The organism is Pedococcus sp. P3_C7 (assembly GCF_056402615.1).
The window spans coordinates 82,095-96,687 of the sequence record NZ_JBFUHC010000012.1; the positions used below are offsets into that span (position 1 = coordinate 82,095).

General features: G+C 70.8%; 12 protein-coding genes. 8 read left to right on the forward strand and 4 right to left on the reverse strand.

Translation table 11 applies throughout. The annotated features are described in order from the left end of the window. Nucleotides 1-61: 61 nt before the first annotated feature. The 7 genes from AC1DS4_RS17180 (at nucleotide 62) to AC1DS4_RS17210 (ending at nucleotide 9,493) form a co-directional block, all read left to right on the forward strand. The gene (locus tag AC1DS4_RS17180) at nucleotides 62-886 is read left to right on the forward strand and encodes a hypothetical protein (RefSeq protein WP_477633459.1); all 825 of its coding nucleotides are present in this window, start codon (nucleotides 62-64) and stop codon (nucleotides 884-886) included. Nucleotides 887-889: 3 nt separating this feature from the next. Then, nucleotides 890-2,536, forward strand: coding sequence for a DNA repair helicase XPB (locus AC1DS4_RS17185; protein ID WP_477633458.1), 1,647 nt, complete (start codon nucleotides 890-892; stop codon nucleotides 2,534-2,536). 304 nt (nucleotides 2,537-2,840) lie between these two features. Continuing rightward, the gene (locus AC1DS4_RS17190) at nucleotides 2,841-3,548 is read left to right on the forward strand and encodes a response regulator transcription factor (protein ID WP_477615819.1); all 708 of its coding nucleotides are present in this window, start codon (nucleotides 2,841-2,843) and stop codon (nucleotides 3,546-3,548) included. Continuing rightward, a complete protein-coding gene (locus AC1DS4_RS17195; protein ID WP_477615820.1) occupies nucleotides 3,549-5,084 on the forward strand; it encodes a sensor histidine kinase in 1,536 nt (511 codons plus the stop codon). Between the two features lie 53 nt (nucleotides 5,085-5,137). Next, on the forward strand, nucleotides 5,138-6,691 hold the full coding sequence (locus AC1DS4_RS17200; protein ID WP_477633457.1) for a S1C family serine protease: 1,554 nt from the start codon (nucleotides 5,138-5,140) through the stop codon (nucleotides 6,689-6,691). A gap of 47 nt (nucleotides 6,692-6,738) precedes the next feature. Beyond that, complete coding sequence (locus AC1DS4_RS17205; protein ID WP_477633456.1) at nucleotides 6,739-8,763, forward strand: HelD family protein; 2,025 nt, start codon at nucleotides 6,739-6,741, stop codon at nucleotides 8,761-8,763. A 67-nt stretch (nucleotides 8,764-8,830) separates the two neighbouring features. After that, nucleotides 8,831-9,493, forward strand: a complete 663-nt coding sequence (locus AC1DS4_RS17210) for an HD domain-containing protein (RefSeq protein WP_477633455.1) — start codon at nucleotides 8,831-8,833, stop codon at nucleotides 9,491-9,493. Here the strand turns inward: AC1DS4_RS17210 and AC1DS4_RS17215 are convergent. Both AC1DS4_RS17215 and AC1DS4_RS17220 read right to left on the reverse strand, forming a co-directional pair. Continuing rightward, nucleotides 9,444-9,977 (reverse strand): NUDIX hydrolase, encoded by a 534-nt coding sequence (locus AC1DS4_RS17215; protein WP_477615824.1) that lies wholly within the window; start codon nucleotides 9,975-9,977, stop codon nucleotides 9,444-9,446. The genes AC1DS4_RS17210 and AC1DS4_RS17215 overlap by 50 nt on opposite strands. Beyond that, entirely contained in the window at nucleotides 9,974-10,720 is a 747-nt protein-coding gene (locus tag AC1DS4_RS17220; RefSeq protein WP_477633454.1) for a DUF4031 domain-containing protein, read from the reverse strand. The genes AC1DS4_RS17215 and AC1DS4_RS17220 overlap by 4 nt, the downstream gene beginning before the upstream one ends. 120 nt (nucleotides 10,721-10,840) lie before the next feature. Here AC1DS4_RS17220 and AC1DS4_RS17225 point away from each other — a divergent pair, with 120 nt between their 5' ends. Beyond that, nucleotides 10,841-11,131 (forward strand): WXG100 family type VII secretion target, encoded by a 291-nt coding sequence (locus AC1DS4_RS17225; protein WP_477615826.1) that lies wholly within the window; start codon nucleotides 10,841-10,843, stop codon nucleotides 11,129-11,131. Between the two features lie 115 nt (nucleotides 11,132-11,246). Here the strand turns inward: AC1DS4_RS17225 and AC1DS4_RS17230 are convergent, their stop codons facing one another. Continuing rightward, nucleotides 11,247-13,790, reverse strand: coding sequence for an ABC transporter permease (locus AC1DS4_RS17230; protein WP_477633453.1), 2,544 nt, complete (start codon nucleotides 13,788-13,790; stop codon nucleotides 11,247-11,249). A gap of 1 nt (nucleotide 13,791) precedes the next feature. Further along, nucleotides 13,792-14,577 (reverse strand): ABC transporter ATP-binding protein, encoded by a 786-nt coding sequence (locus tag AC1DS4_RS17235; RefSeq protein ID WP_477633452.1) that lies wholly within the window; start codon nucleotides 14,575-14,577, stop codon nucleotides 13,792-13,794. Nucleotides 14,578-14,593: the final 16 nt, after the last annotated feature.

Here is a 14,593-nt window from a genome sequence, read left to right on the forward strand (position 1 = left end):
GTCCCCCGCGGCAGGGGTTAGATTTGCACCCGAACGCCGGCGACGCCCGAAGGGACGCACGATGAGCGACACACCACGCAACGACGAGACCCCCGAGTTCCGCGACCCCACGGCGCCCAGCGACGACAGCACCCTCAGCGACGCGAGCACCTCCAGCCACGCGAGCACCTCCAGCGACGAGGGCACGTCGGGCGGCACGACCGCCTCCGGCGACGCGACGACGTCCAGCGACCACACCGCGCCGATCGAGACCAACCAGACGCAGGAAGTCCCCCCGATCCCGCCGGCGCCGGCCACCTCGGCCAGCCCACCCGCATCGCAGCCGGCACCGCCCGGGCCCCCCACTGTCGCGCCGGGTGGCCAACCCGCCTACGGTCCGCCGCCCGGCTCCGCTCCCCAGAACCCGTATGGCGTGCCCTTGGCGGGTGCCGGTGCCCCGTCCCCCCCGGTCAATCCCTACGCCGGCGCCCCCGGCGCGGGGCAGCCGCACCCCTACGGGGGTCAGCAGCTCCCCACCCAGGATCAGCCGCAGGGTGGCTACGCCGGCGCCCCGCCCTATGGCGCCCCGGCCTACGGCGCCCCGGCGTACGGCACTCCCGGCTACGGCGCCCCCAGCTATGCCACGCCGCGGTCGCTCAGTGGCAACACCATCGCCCTCCTGGTCGTCTCGGGCCTGACGACGCTCGGCTGCGGCTTCGGCATCGTCGCGCTGGTCTTCGGCATCGTCGCCGCGACCAAGAAGGACGACCCGACCGCATCGGCCAAGTACACCAAGTGGGGCTGGGTCGCCTTCGGCGTGGGGCTTGCGCTGTCCGTGGTCGCCATCGGCCTGGTCATCGCGTTCGCGGTGACGAGTGGCACCACCACCTACGACTCGTCGTACTAGGTCATGCCTGATGGCCCCCTGATCGTCCAGAGCGACAAGACGCTGCTCCTGGAGGTCGACCACCCCCGCGCCGAGGAGGCCCGGCGGGCGATCGCCCCGTTCGCCGAGCTCGAGCGCGCGCCCGAGCACATCCACACCTACCGGGTGACCCCGCTGGGCCTGTGGAACGCGCGCGCCGCGGGTCACGACGCCGAGCAGGTGGTCAACGCCCTCATCACCTTCAGCCGGTATGCCGTGCCGCACGCCCTCCTCGTCGACGTCGCCGACACGATGGACCGCTATGGCAGGCTGACGCTCGAGAAGGACCCCGAGCACGGCCTCGTGCTGCGCACCACCGACCGGCCGGTGCTCGAGGAAGTGTTGCGGCACAAGAAGATCAAGCCGCTGATCGGGGAGCGTCTCGACGCCGACCGCGTCATCGTGCACCCCTCGGAGCGCGGTCACCTCAAGCAGGAGCTGCTCAAGGTGGGCTGGCCGGCCGAGGACGAGGCGGGCTACGTCGACGGCGAGGCGCACGCCATCGACCTCGACAACCAGGACTGGTCGCTGCGGCCCTACCAGCAGCAGGCGGTCGACGGGTTCTGGCACGGCGGGTCAGGCGTTGTCGTCCTGCCGTGCGGCGCCGGCAAGACCCTCGTCGGCGCGGGCGCCATGGCGGTGGCCAAGGCGACCACCCTCATCCTCGTCACCAACACGGTCTCGGCGCGGCAGTGGCGTGACGAGCTGCTCAAGCGCACCAGCCTCACCGACGACGAGATCGGCGAGTACTCCGGTGCCCGCAAGGAGATCCGCCCGGTCACCATCGCGACCTACCAGGTGCTCACCACCCGCCGGAAGGGCGTCTACACCCACCTCGACCTGCTCGACGCCCGCGACTGGGGCCTGATCATCTACGACGAGGTGCACCTGCTCCCGGCCCCGATCTTCCGGATGACCGCGGACCTGCAGGCCCGTCGTCGACTCGGGCTCACGGCGACCCTCGTGCGCGAGGACGGCCGGGAGGCAGACGTGTTCTCCCTCATCGGCCCCAAGCGCTACGACGCGCCGTGGAAGGACATCGAGGCGCAGGGCTACATCGCGCCCGCCGACTGCGTCGAGGTGCGCGTCACGCTCCCAGACGCCGACCGCCTCGCGTATGCCGTGGCGGAGCCCGAGGACCGCTACCGGCTGTCCTCGTGCAGCCCGGTCAAGAACCCCGTCGTCGAGCGGATCGTCAACCAGCACCGAGGTGAACCCACGCTGGTCATCGGCCAGTACCTCGACCAGCTCGCGGAGCTGTCGGAGCGGCTCGACGCCGACGTCATCACCGGTGAGACACCGGTCGCGCAACGGCAGAAGCTCTTCCAGGCCTTCCGCGTCGGCGAGATCAACCTGCTCGTGGTGTCGAAGGTCGCCAACTTCTCGATCGACCTTCCCGAGGCGAGCGTCGCGATCCAGGTGTCCGGCACCTTCGGATCCCGCCAGGAGGAGGCCCAGCGCCTCGGCCGGGTGCTGCGCCCCAAGGGCGACGGCCGCACCGCCCACTTCTACACCGTCGTGTCGCGCGACACCGTCGACGCCGAGTTCGCCGCGCACCGCCAGCGCTTCCTCGCCGAGCAGGGCTACGCCTACCGGATCGTCGACGCCGACGACGTCGACGCCACCGCCTGACCTGAGGCACCACGCGATCGCCGAGCGGGTTGGTCGGCGACAGCAAGCACCACCGCCCCGCACTTGTTGCCGCGTCGTGGTCACGAACACCGAAATCCGCCCCATCATGACCACCCCAGAGCAACACGTCGCGGGCCTCCAGCACTTGTTGCCGCGTCGTGGTCACGAACACCGAAATCCGCCCCATCATGACCACCCCAGAGCAACACGTCGCGGCGGGAGGGGCGGCGCAGCACACCGCCTGACACCTGACTCGCCCAGACGGCATACAGGAAACTCCCAGACTCTGCACGGACACTGAGGCGTGACCACTGTGCAACCCGAGGCACGCCTCCTCGTCGTCGAGGACGAGCCCAACATCCGCGAGCTCCTCGCCACCTCCCTGCGCTTCGCAGGTTTCGAGGTGCACGTCGCTGCCGACGGCGCCACCGCCCTTCACCTCGCGACCGTCCACGAGCCCGACCTGGTCGTCCTCGACGTCATGCTCCCTGACATGGACGGCTTCACCGTAACCCGCAAGCTGCGCGACACCGGTCGCCAGCTGCCCATCGTGTTCGTCACCGCGCGCGACTCGGTCGACGACAAGATCAAGGGGCTCACGGTCGGCGGCGACGACTACGTCACCAAGCCCTTCAGCCTCGAGGAGGTCGTCGCCCGGATCCGCGCGGTGCTGCGGCGCACCCGCGGCGAGGTGGACGAGGGGGCCTCGATGCGCTTCGAGGACCTCGAGCTCGACGAGGACTCCCACGAGGTGAGCCGGGGCGGTCGCTCGATCGACGTCTCCCCCACCGAGTTCAAGCTGCTGCGCTACCTCATGCTCAACCCCAACCGGGTCCTGTCCAAGGCGCAGATCCTCGACCACGTCTGGGACTACGACTTCCGCGGCGAGAGCGGCATCGTCGAGTCCTACATCTCCTACCTGCGCCGCAAGATCGACCTCGACGGGGTGCCGCCGCTGATCCACACCAAGCGCGGCGTCGGCTACGTGCTGCGCAAGCCGCCGGAGGCGTAGATGACGGCTCCGACGAGCCCCGCGCCCACGGGCACGCCACCACCTCCCCCGCCGGCCCCGAGCCGCCCCGCGCAGCTGGCCGTGGAGCGGGCCAAGGGGCGCCTGGAGCTGCTCCCGCTGCGGGTGCGCCTGATCGCAGTGATGCTCGTCCTGCTGTTGCTGGCGCTCACCCTCACTGCCGCGGCCACTGCGGCCCTGATGCGCCGCGACCTGATGAGCCGCGTGGACGACGACCTCAAGCGCGCTTCGCCGACCGTTGCCCAGCAAGCGCTGAACACGCTGCGCGCCCCGACCCGCAACCGCCTTCCCAGCGGCTACGCGGTCGTCTTCTACCCCACGGATGGCACCCCTGCGGTCGAGATCGACCCCACCGGCGCCCTCACCCGCCCCGGTGTCCCGGACACGCTCGCCCTCGACGACCCGCGGGTCACGTCGCTGGAGGCCTTCACCATCGGCAGCCGCAACGGATCTGGGCAGTGGCGGGCCTATGCGGGCAACCTCAGGGACGACTCGGCGACCTTCATCGTGGCGGTGCCCCTGTCCAGCGTCAGCCACACCGTGCGTCGCCTCGTCCTCGTGGAACTGCTCATCGGCCTCGCCGTCCTCGTCGCCTGCGCCATCGGAGGGTGGTATGCCGTGCAGCGGGCCTTCCGTCCGCTGCGCCAGATCGAGGACACCGCCGCCGCCATCGCCGATGGGGACCTCGCTCGCCGCATCCCGATGCGCACCGCCAAGGACGAGGTCACCTCGCTGGCCCGGTCGCTCAACGTCATGCTCGCGCAGATCGAGCAGTCCTTCGCCGCCCGCGAGGCCTCCGAGGAGCGGATGCGACAGTTCGTCGCGGACGCCTCGCACGAGCTGCGCACCCCGCTCGCGGCGGTGCGGGGCTACGCCGAGCTCTACCGCCAGGGCGCGGTCAGCGACCCTGCGGACGTGGCCAGTGCGATGACGCGGATCGAGGGCGAGGCCACCCGGATGGGCGGCCTGGTGGAGGACCTGCTCGTGCTGGCTCGCCTGGACGACCAGCGACCGCTGCGTTTCGCGCCCGTCGACCTCACGGTGCTCGCGGCCGATGCCGCACAGGACGCCCGCGCCATCGACCCCACCCGCCAGATCGCCGTGTCCGGGCTGTCCGGGCCGCTGGGCCCGACCGTGGTGCCCGGCGACGACGCCAAGCTGCGCCAGCTGCTGGCCAACCTGGTCTCCAACGCCCTCAACCACACCCCGAGTGGCTCACCTCTCGAAATTGCTGTGGGCACAAGGGAGTCCGATCAGCACATCGTGATGGAAGTGCGCGACCACGGGCCGGGAGTCGATCCCGACAAGGCCCGCAAGGTGTTCGAGCGGTTCTACCGCGCCGACCCGTCCCGAGTGCGCGGGACTGGTGGGGGCAACGGCCTCGGCCTGGCCATCGCCGCGGCGATCGTCAACTCGCACCAGGGCCGGATCGGCGTCGCCCAGACCCCCGGCGGCGGCGCCACGTTCATCGTGGAGCTGCCCACAGCGAACTCTCAGGCAGCGCCCAGCACCCCTTGACGTTGGGCAGGTTGACTCAGGGTCACCAAGCCACACCAAGGAGCGCGATCGTCATGACCCAGATTCACCCGGACACCCGACCGGACACCACCGGTGACGGCGGGCAGCGTCCCCAGCAGCCGACGGCATCGCACGATGACCGGGTGTGGGCAGCTCCAACCCACGACGCTCCCGCCCAGGGCGAGCCGACGGCTCCGGTCTGGTTCGGTCAGACGCAGGGAATCACGACCCCGGAGGACCGCACCGAGGAGCTCCCGCGCGACCATGCGGCGCTCGGCCTTCCGCGCGTCGCAGGAAATCCCACACTTCCCGCGGCGGGTGCCCACCCGGCATACCCGCCGTTCTCACAGACTCCGGCTGGGCCGCCCCCATCCTTTCCCACTCGGGACGGGGCAGAGCCTGCCCAGCCGGGCAAACGGCGTCGACTGACGGAACTCACCGCCGTCGCGGCGCTCGCCGCCCTCCTTGCGAGTGGCGGCACCTACGCCGCGGTCCAGCTGGGCGACGGTTCGCAGTCCTCCTCCACTGCGAACACGTCGACCCTGGGCCGCGGCGCGGACGCCGGTCCAGTCGTCCAGGCGGACGCCACCAACCCCAACTGGACGGCCACCGCGGCTGCCGTCGCCCCGAGCGTCGTCGCCATCACCGTGAAGTCCGGTCAGAGCGAAGGACAGGGGTCAGGCGTCGTGATCGACGCCAAGGGCCACATCCTCACCAACAACCACGTGGTGAGCGGCGCCGGTTCGAACGCGAGCATCACGGTGACCCTCAACGACGGGCGCACCTACAAGGCCACCATCGCGGGCACCGATCCCAGCACGGACCTCGCCGTCATCACCCTGAGCAGCGTCCCGAGCAACCTCAAGCCGATCGCGATCGGCAACTCCGACGACCTCAAGGTGGGCGACCCGGTCATGGCGATCGGCAACCCGCTCGGCCTCGCCGGGACCGTCACCACCGGGATCGTCAGCGCGCTGAACCGCCCGGTGACCACGGCAGCCGAGGACAACAGCCAGCAGCAGCAGGATCCCTTCGGCCAGAGCCTGCCCGGCCAGGACCAGCAGCCCCAGACCAGCAGCGACGGCGACTCCGTCGTGACCAACGCCATCCAGACGTCCGCGGCCATCAACCCGGGCAACTCCGGCGGCGCCCTCGTCAACGCGTCCGGCCAGCTGATCGGCATCAACTCGGCCATCGCCAGCCTCGGCTCGTCGAGCAGCAGCCAGAGCGGAAGCATCGGCATCGGGTTCGCCATCCCGGCCAACGAGGCCAAGAGCATCGCGTCGCAGCTCATCTCCTCCGGCAAGGCCGAGCACGCCTTCCTCGGGGTCACCCCCGGGGACGGCACGGCCTCCGACGGCACCAGCCAGCGCGCCGGCGCCGAGATCACCGCGATCTCGGCCAACACCCCAGCCGCCGCCGCCGGCCTCCAGAAGGGCGACGTGGTCATCGCCGTCAACTCCGAGCGCGTCGACTCCGCCCTCTCGCTGGTGGCGAACATCCGCGAACGCGCCGTCGGCGACAAGGTCACCCTCACGGTGCTGCGCAACGGGAAGCAGCTGAACCTCACGGCGACCCTCGTGGCCAAGGCGGCAGCGACCAACTAGCCAAAACGGTTCGACGCGGGGGTCGCGCGGTGGCAAGGTAGACCCTTGTGTCTGCACCCGCTCCCGCCGCCGAACTGACGCGCGAGCAGGACTACCTCGTCGCCGCGCGAGAGGCCCTCGCCCGGATGCGCGAGCAGACCCTGTCGCTCAAGATCCAGGCGCACGACCCCATCTCCGCCGAGCACCTCGCCCGCACCCTGCACCTGCGCGCCGCCTCGCTCCAGGACGACCCGTCGACCACGCTCTTCTTCGGCCGCATCGACACCGACACCGACGAGCGCTGGTACATCGGACGTCGCCACGTCGCCGACTCGGCCGGCGACCCGCTGGTCATCGACTGGCGAGCCGGGATGTCGACGGCGTTCTACCGCGCGTCACGGACCGAGCCGATGGGCGTGGTGCTCCGTCGCCGGTTCGGGCTGGACCACGGCGCCATCACGGCCTACGAGGACGAGCACCTCCAGGACCGCGCCGAGCACGATGTCCGCAGCCAGATCCTGGCCGAGGAGATCGAGCGACCACGCGTCGGGCCGATGCGTGACATCGTCGCGACGATCCAGCCCGAGCAGGACGAGATCGTCCGCGCGGGCGCCGACCAGACGATCTGCGTCCAGGGGGCGCCGGGCACGGGCAAGACCGCGGTGGGCCTGCACCGAGCTGCCTGGCTGCTCTACGCCTTCCGTGACCGCCTCGCCCGGTCCGGGGTCCTGGTCATCGGCCCCAACCGCGCCTTCCTCGAGCACATCGGCGCCGTGCTGCCGGCCCTCGGAGAGGTGGCCGTCGGCCACACCACCATCGAGGAGCTCGTCGCGTCGGTGCCCGTCCGTGGCACCGACAGCACCGAAACCGCTGTGCTCAAAGGCGATGCCCGCCTCGCCGAGGTGCTCAGGTATGCCGTGTGGTCGGCGGTGCAGCGCGCGACCGAACCGCTCGTGGTGCCGCGCGGCGTGCGCAAGTGGCGCGTCCCTGCATACGAGGTCAACGAGATCCTGGACGAGCTGAAGGCGAGGGGCGTCCGCTATGACGCGGCGCGCCAGATGCTGCCCCAGCGACTCGCCCACGCGGTCCTCCTCCAGATGGAGGGCGCGGGCGACTCACCCGACGACCGCGTGCAGGACCAGGTCGCCCGCAGCGCCATCGTGAAGAAGTACGTCGCCTCCCTGTGGCCGGCGCTCGACGCCAAGGCCGTGCTGTACTCGCTGCTGTCCGACCCGGACGTCCTGGCGCGCCACTCGCAGGACCTCCTGACCGACGACGAGCGCCGGATCCTGCTGTGGGAGAACCCGGCTCGCTCCAAGGGGACCGTTCACTGGTCGCGGCCCGACACCGTGCTGCTGGACGAGCTGGGCGACCACATCGCCCGCACGCCGTCGCTGGGGCACGTCGTCCTCGACGAGGCGCAGGACCTCTCCCCCATGCAGCTACGCGCCGTCGGACGTCGGTGCTCGACCGGTGCGGCGACGGTGCTGGGCGACATCGCCCAGGGGACGACGCCGTGGGCCACCGACTCGTGGGAGTCCTCGCTGCACCACCTCGGCAAGCCGGGCAGCCACGTCGAGGTCCTCGACCGGGGGTTCCGGGTGCCCGCAAGCGTCATCGAGTACGCCGCCCAGCTGCTCCCCCACATGGCGCCGGGTCTCGGCGCCCCGGTGTCGGTCCGCGACAACCGGGGCCGGCTCGACCTCGTCGCCGTGACCTCGGGCGACCTGCTGGCCCACACCGCCGGCGTCGTGGCCGGCGAGCTCGCCGAGCCCGGCTCGATCGGTGTCATCGCTCCCGACGACCTGGTGGCGGAGGTGTCGAAAGCCCTGAGCCACCACGGGATAGAGCACGGCGTGCTCGGGCAGGACCACGGCGACATCGACCACCAGGTCGACGTCGTGCCGGCCACGGTCGCCAAGGGCCTCGAGTTCGACCGGGTCATCGTGGTCGAGCCGGCCGCCATCGCCGCTGCCGAGCCCGACCAGCGCACCGGGCTGCGGCGGCTCTACGTCGTGCTGACCCGAGCGGTCTCGGCGCTCACGGTCGTCCACGCCGAGCCGCTGCCCCTCGAGCTCGCCCAACGGCCCTAGCCGGGGGTCTCGCGCGTCGTCCGACGACTCCCGCCCAGACGAGCTCGCGCTCTGTCAGACTCGGCCCGTGCCGGCACTCATCACGTGGTGGAAGCTCGACGTCGCCGACCTCGCTCCGCGCGCGCACTCTGACGCCGTCCTCGCGATCGGGGCCGACCTGGTGCGCAGGCTCGACGAGGAGCACCGCAGGTACCACACGACGCGACACCTCGTGGAGCTGTTCTGGGCGCTCGAGGACCTGGAGCGCGCCCACGTCGTCTCGGCTCGTGAGGCGGCACTGGGCCGGATGGCGGGCTGGTTCCACGACGCGATCTACGACCCCACCACGCCCCCCGGCGACAACGAGATCCGCAGCGCTGAGCTCGCCGTCCGGGACCTCAGCGCCCTCGGCTTCGCGCCGGACGACATCGAGACGATCCGCGACCTCGTCCTCGCCACGCAGACCCACGAGCTGGCCCACGACGGCCTGCCCGCCGCCTTCCACGACGCAGACCTGTGGATCCTCAGCGCCCCGCACAGCCGCTACGACGAGTACACAACCCAGGTGCGCGAGGAGTATGCCGCCGTGCCCGACGAGGTGTTCGCCTCCGCGCGCGCGGCGATCCTGCGGCCCTTCATCGACCGCGAGTCGATCTACGCCACGGCCTTCGCCCGGGAGAACTGGGAGGACGCCGCCCGTCTCAACCTGGCGGCCGAGCTGGAGACCCTGACGGGGGCACGTCCTCGATGAGCGGCCACCAGAAGCGCCCGCCGGAGCGGTTCCGGAACTCCTCCACGCTGACCCACTGGGGGTCGACCGCGTCATCCTCCGTGGCGGTCAGCTCCGGTGCCACCGAGCGGATGCGGGCTCGGTAGAGCTGCATCGCACCACCGGCGACAGGCCATCGTCCGGGCGTCTGCGGCTCGAACCGCTCCTGCCCCCACGGCGTCAGGTCCTCGTCCGCCAGGATGAGACCGGTCTCCTCCCGGACCTCGCGCAGCACGCATTCGAGCACGGTCTCGCCCTGCTCGCGGGCACCACCGGGAGGCCCCCACTCGCCGCGGCGCGGACTGAACACCACGGCATACCGGTCCTCGGCATCCTGGAGCACGACCATGGCGGCGAACACCTGCGACTCCGGCGCGAGCTCGTCGGAGCGGACGAGCTCGACGTGGGCCACCGAACCATCGGCGAAGGGCACGTCCCGCAGCTGCGCCAGGACGGTCCGACTCATCGTCGGCGTTCCAGGTGCTCCAGGTACCCGATCAATGGCCACCAATGGCGTTGTGACAGTTCGGTTTCCGCGCGGTCGGGCGCCAGCCAGGTGCCGTGACTCGCCTCGTCCCCCAGGGCGAGACGGTCGCTGTACACGGCGAAGCACGCCTTCGGGGCGGGCCACGGATAGTCCGTATCGGGTGACGGCACGGTGTTGCGGACGTAGCCCAGCAGCGTCGGCGAGACGGCAGAGGGCGAGCCCACCAGGTCGTCGACCAGCGCGGCAAGCGCCTCCACCGGCGACCGGTCGTCCACCGCGCAGGTCGGGAGGTCCCAGCCGCCGTCCGGGCGTTCGACCACCAGCAGGTCCGGCCCGCGCACCAGGGCCAGCCGCACCACGACCGTGTTGGCCGGCGGCTCGTCCTGACGGGACGCGATCACGTCGGCCCGTGAGCCAGGCGGCAGCCAGGACGCGCCGGGCACGGCCTCCACGACGCGTTCGTGCTTGCGCTTCTGGATCCGCAGACCGCTCCGCTGCAGGATCCGCACCACCTCTCGCCCGTCGACGGGAGCGGCGCCTGCGGCGACCAGCGCGGCATACCGCTCCTGCGGCACGTCATAGTGGTCACCCTCGAAACCGCGGCGTGGAATCCCTTGTGCTGCAGCGAAATCGTGGAGCTCTTCATAGGAGGTGTCACTGACGAGATGGGACCACAGGCGGCCGTGGGCCGGCCAGGCGGGCGGGTCGATCCAGATCGTCACCCGGCTGACGCTACCGCGCCGCGAAGAGCCCTGTGGATAACCCCGGGCCGACCGCGCACAGGTGCCTAGCCTCGGCACAGGCGGATGTCATGGGGGCACCGCACCGTCAGGAGGACAACCATGTCGGCACAGTTCACGGTGGACACCGAGCGCATCCACTCCGCGTCGGGCGACATCGCCCGCATCTCCAGCGAGATCGACGGCCAGGTCACGGCGATGATGGCGCGGCTCAACGCGCTCCAGGGGGCGTGGACCGGCACCGCCTCCGCGCGGTTCCAGTCGCTGGTCGCCGAGTGGCAGGGCACCCAGAAGCAGGTGCGTGCCTCACTCGACTCGATCGGCGGCGTGCTGGCCGCCGCCGGGGTTCAGTATGCAGAGGCGGAGGCGCAGACCCTTCGGATGTTCAGCTGACGTCGCGACACCGTGAGCGCGTGGCACGGATCGTCATGCGTCCGGGCCACGGACCGCAGGTATGCCGCGTGGCCCGGACCGCGCTGGGTCCGGGCCACGCGTCGTGCCGGCCCCGCTACTCGGTGGTGATGGCCTTGAGCACGTCCAGCCGCGAGGCGCGGCGCCCGGGCCAGAGGGCAGCGAGGACACCCACCACGCCCGCCAGCGCGACGAAGATCGCCAGCTGCGGCACGGGGACCGCCAGCACGTCGATGCCGTCGTCGGCCAGGGAGCGCTGCAGACCCCAGCCGGCGCCGAGGCCCAGGACCACCCCGAGCACGGCTCCCAGCAGGGCGATCGCGACCGACTCCAGCCGCAGCATGGTCCGCAGCTGGCGGCGGCTGAGGCCGACGGCCCGGAGCAGTCCGATCTCGCGGGTCCGCTCGATCACCGACAGGGCCAAGGTGTTGACGATCCCCAGCACCGCGATGACGACGGCCAGGCCGAGCAGGGCGTAGATCATGTAGAGCAGCTGGTCGATCGGTTTGCGCTGCTCGGCGGCGAAGGCGTCCTGGTCCTTGAGGGTGACCGTGGGCAGGTCGGCGATGACCTTGTCGATGCCCGCCTCGATGGCCTTCTTGTCGGCCCCGGGCTGACGGACGACGAAGGTCAGGCTGTCCTGCTCCGGACGTCCGTTGGCCGTGGCGGTCGCGATCGAGGTCAGCACGGGGATGTCCATGGCCTCCATCGACCGGTAGATCGCGGCCACGGTGTAGGAGCCTTCCTTGCCGGCGGCGATCGAGGCCTTGATCGTGTCGCCGAGCCCGAGACCCAGCTCCTTGGCGGACTTGTCGGTGAGCATGACCGTGTTTCCGGTGAGGTTGGACAGCTTGCCCTGGAGGACCTCGATCGGCACTGCCCGGGCGAAGGTCGCCGGGTCGACCGCGGCGGCGAACTGGGTGTCGCCGCCCTTCTTGAACACCGTGTAGCGCACCGGGGTGGCCACCTCGACGCCCGGGACCTTGGCCACGTCGGCCGTGATCGTCGACGAGAACGGCTGACCGATGGCGTTGGACACGACGTAGTCGGCCACGAAGTTCTGCGCGATCGACTTGTCGACGCTGGCCTTGGCCGACGCCCCGAACACCGACATCATCGACACCAGGGTCAGGCCGATCATCAGGGCCGAGGCCGTGGCCGCCGTGCGGCGCGGGTTGCGGATCGCGTTCTGCTCGGCCATCGCCCCGACGGTCCCGAACAGCCGCCGGTAGACGAAGCCGCAGGCCGCGATCACCGGGCGACCGATCACCGGGCTGGTCAGCGCCACCCCGAGCAGGAGCCCGAACACCCCACCACCGACGTACAACGCCGAGTGGTCGATGTCGGTGAAGGCACCGAGGTAGCCGGCCACGAGCCCGCCGACCATCAGGACGGTGCCCACCAGGAGGCGCCAGCGTAGCGCCGACTCGGGCAGCGCCACGTCATCGCGCATCGCGGCCACCGGCGGCATCTTGCCGGCGCGGCGAGCGGGCAGGTAGGCCGCGATCATGGTCACGAGCAGGCCCACGGCATACGACCACATGGCAGTCGTCCACTCGAAGACGAGGGGTGACCCGCTGAGGTCCAACCCGAACTGGGCGAACAGTGCCTTGATCCCCAGGGCGAGGACGAAGCCGAGACCCAGTCCGAGCGTCGCACCGACGAGGCCGACGACGAAGGCCTCGAAGAGCACCGACCGCGTCACCTGCTTGCGCCCCGCACCCAGGGCGCGGAAGAGCGCGAGCTCGCGACTGCGCTGGGCGACCAGGATCGAGAACGTGTTGACGATGAGGAACGACCCGACGAACAGCGCGATCCCGGCGAAGACCAGCAGGAAGGTGTTGATGAACGACAGCGCCTGGTTGATCGAGTTCTGCGACTCCTTGGCGACGGCTGTTCCGGTGACGGCCTCGTAACCGGCGGGCAGCTTGGCCTGGACGGCCTTGGCAAGGTCCTCCTGGCTCACGCCGTCCTTGGCCGTGACCCAGGCGTCGGTGTACTCGTCGCGGCCCCCCAGGTAGAGCTCCTGGGCGGTCTTGGTGTCGAAGAAGGTGAGGGTGGCGCCCACGAGACCCGACTTGAACTCGGCGAGGCCGACGAGGGTGGCGCGGACGATCGGCGTCGAGCTGCTGGTGGCCAGCGTGACCTCGTCGCCGATCTTGTAGCCCGCGCGCTCCGCGGTGCCGGCGTCGAGGACGACCTCACCCTTCTGGTGGGGCGAGCGTCCCCGCTTGATGGATGCCGGGGGCTCACCCGCCGCGGTCGGTGCGTCGTTCCACGACAGACCCAGTCCCGGGGCGCCCTGGCCGCCGATGAGCTTGCCCTTGGTGGACACCACGAACGTGGTGGGGTCGGTGACGTTGCCGTCGGCGCGGGCCACCCCGGGGACGGAGGCCAGGTCGCGGACCATGGCGCCCGGCAGGGTGGCCGACGAGGGGGCGCTGTCGAAGTCACCGCTCACGCTGTCGGGACGCACGACGACGTCGCCGACGGTGTCGACGATCCCGCTGAAGGCCTTCCCGAGGGTGTCGGTGAAGATCAGCGACCCCGACACGAATGACACGCCGAGGATGATCGCGAAGGCACTCATGAACAGCCGCAGCTTGCGGCCCATCAGGCTCTTCCAGCTGGCACGCAACATGTCAGGTGCCGGCCTGCGCGGAGAGGTGGGCCATCCGCTCGAGGATCTTCTCGGCGGTGGGCTCGCGCATCTCGTCGACGACCTTGCCGTCCGCGAGGAAGACCACGCGGTCGGTGTGGGCGGCGGCGTTGGCGTCGTGGGTGACCATGACGATGGTCTGGTCGAACTCGTCGACGCTGCGGCGAAGGAACCCGAGCACCTCGGCGCCGGAGGTCGAGTCGAGGTTGCCGGTCGGCTCGTCGGCGAAGACGATCTCGGGCTTGCTGACGAGCGCCCGGGCGCAGGCGACGCGCTGCTGCTGGCCACCGGAGAGCTCGCTCGGCCGGTGGCTGAGCCGGTCACGCAGGCCGACGGTGTCGATCACCGTGTCGAACCAGGCCGCGTCGGGCGTGCGCCCGGCGATGGCCAGGGGCAACAGGATGTTCTCCTCGGCGTTGAGCGTGGGGATGAGGTTGAAGGCCTGGAAGACGAACCCGATCCGGTCACGGCGCAGCAGGGTCAGCGCCTTGTCCTTGAGGCGGGTGATGTCGACGTCCCCGATGTAGACCTCACCGGAGGTCACCGCGTCGAGGCCGGCGGCGCAGTGCATCATGGTCGACTTGCCCGAGCCGGAGGGACCCATGATCGCGGTGAACTCACCGCGGGCGATGTCGATGCTGACGCCGTCGAGGGCGCGGACCTGCGCCTCTCCCTTGCCGTAGACCTTGTGCAGGTCCACGACCCTCGCGGCGACCGCGCGGTCGGTCGGCGCCGAGGTGGCGTCAGTGGTCAAGGGTGTCGCAGTCATCTCAGGCTCCCGGCTC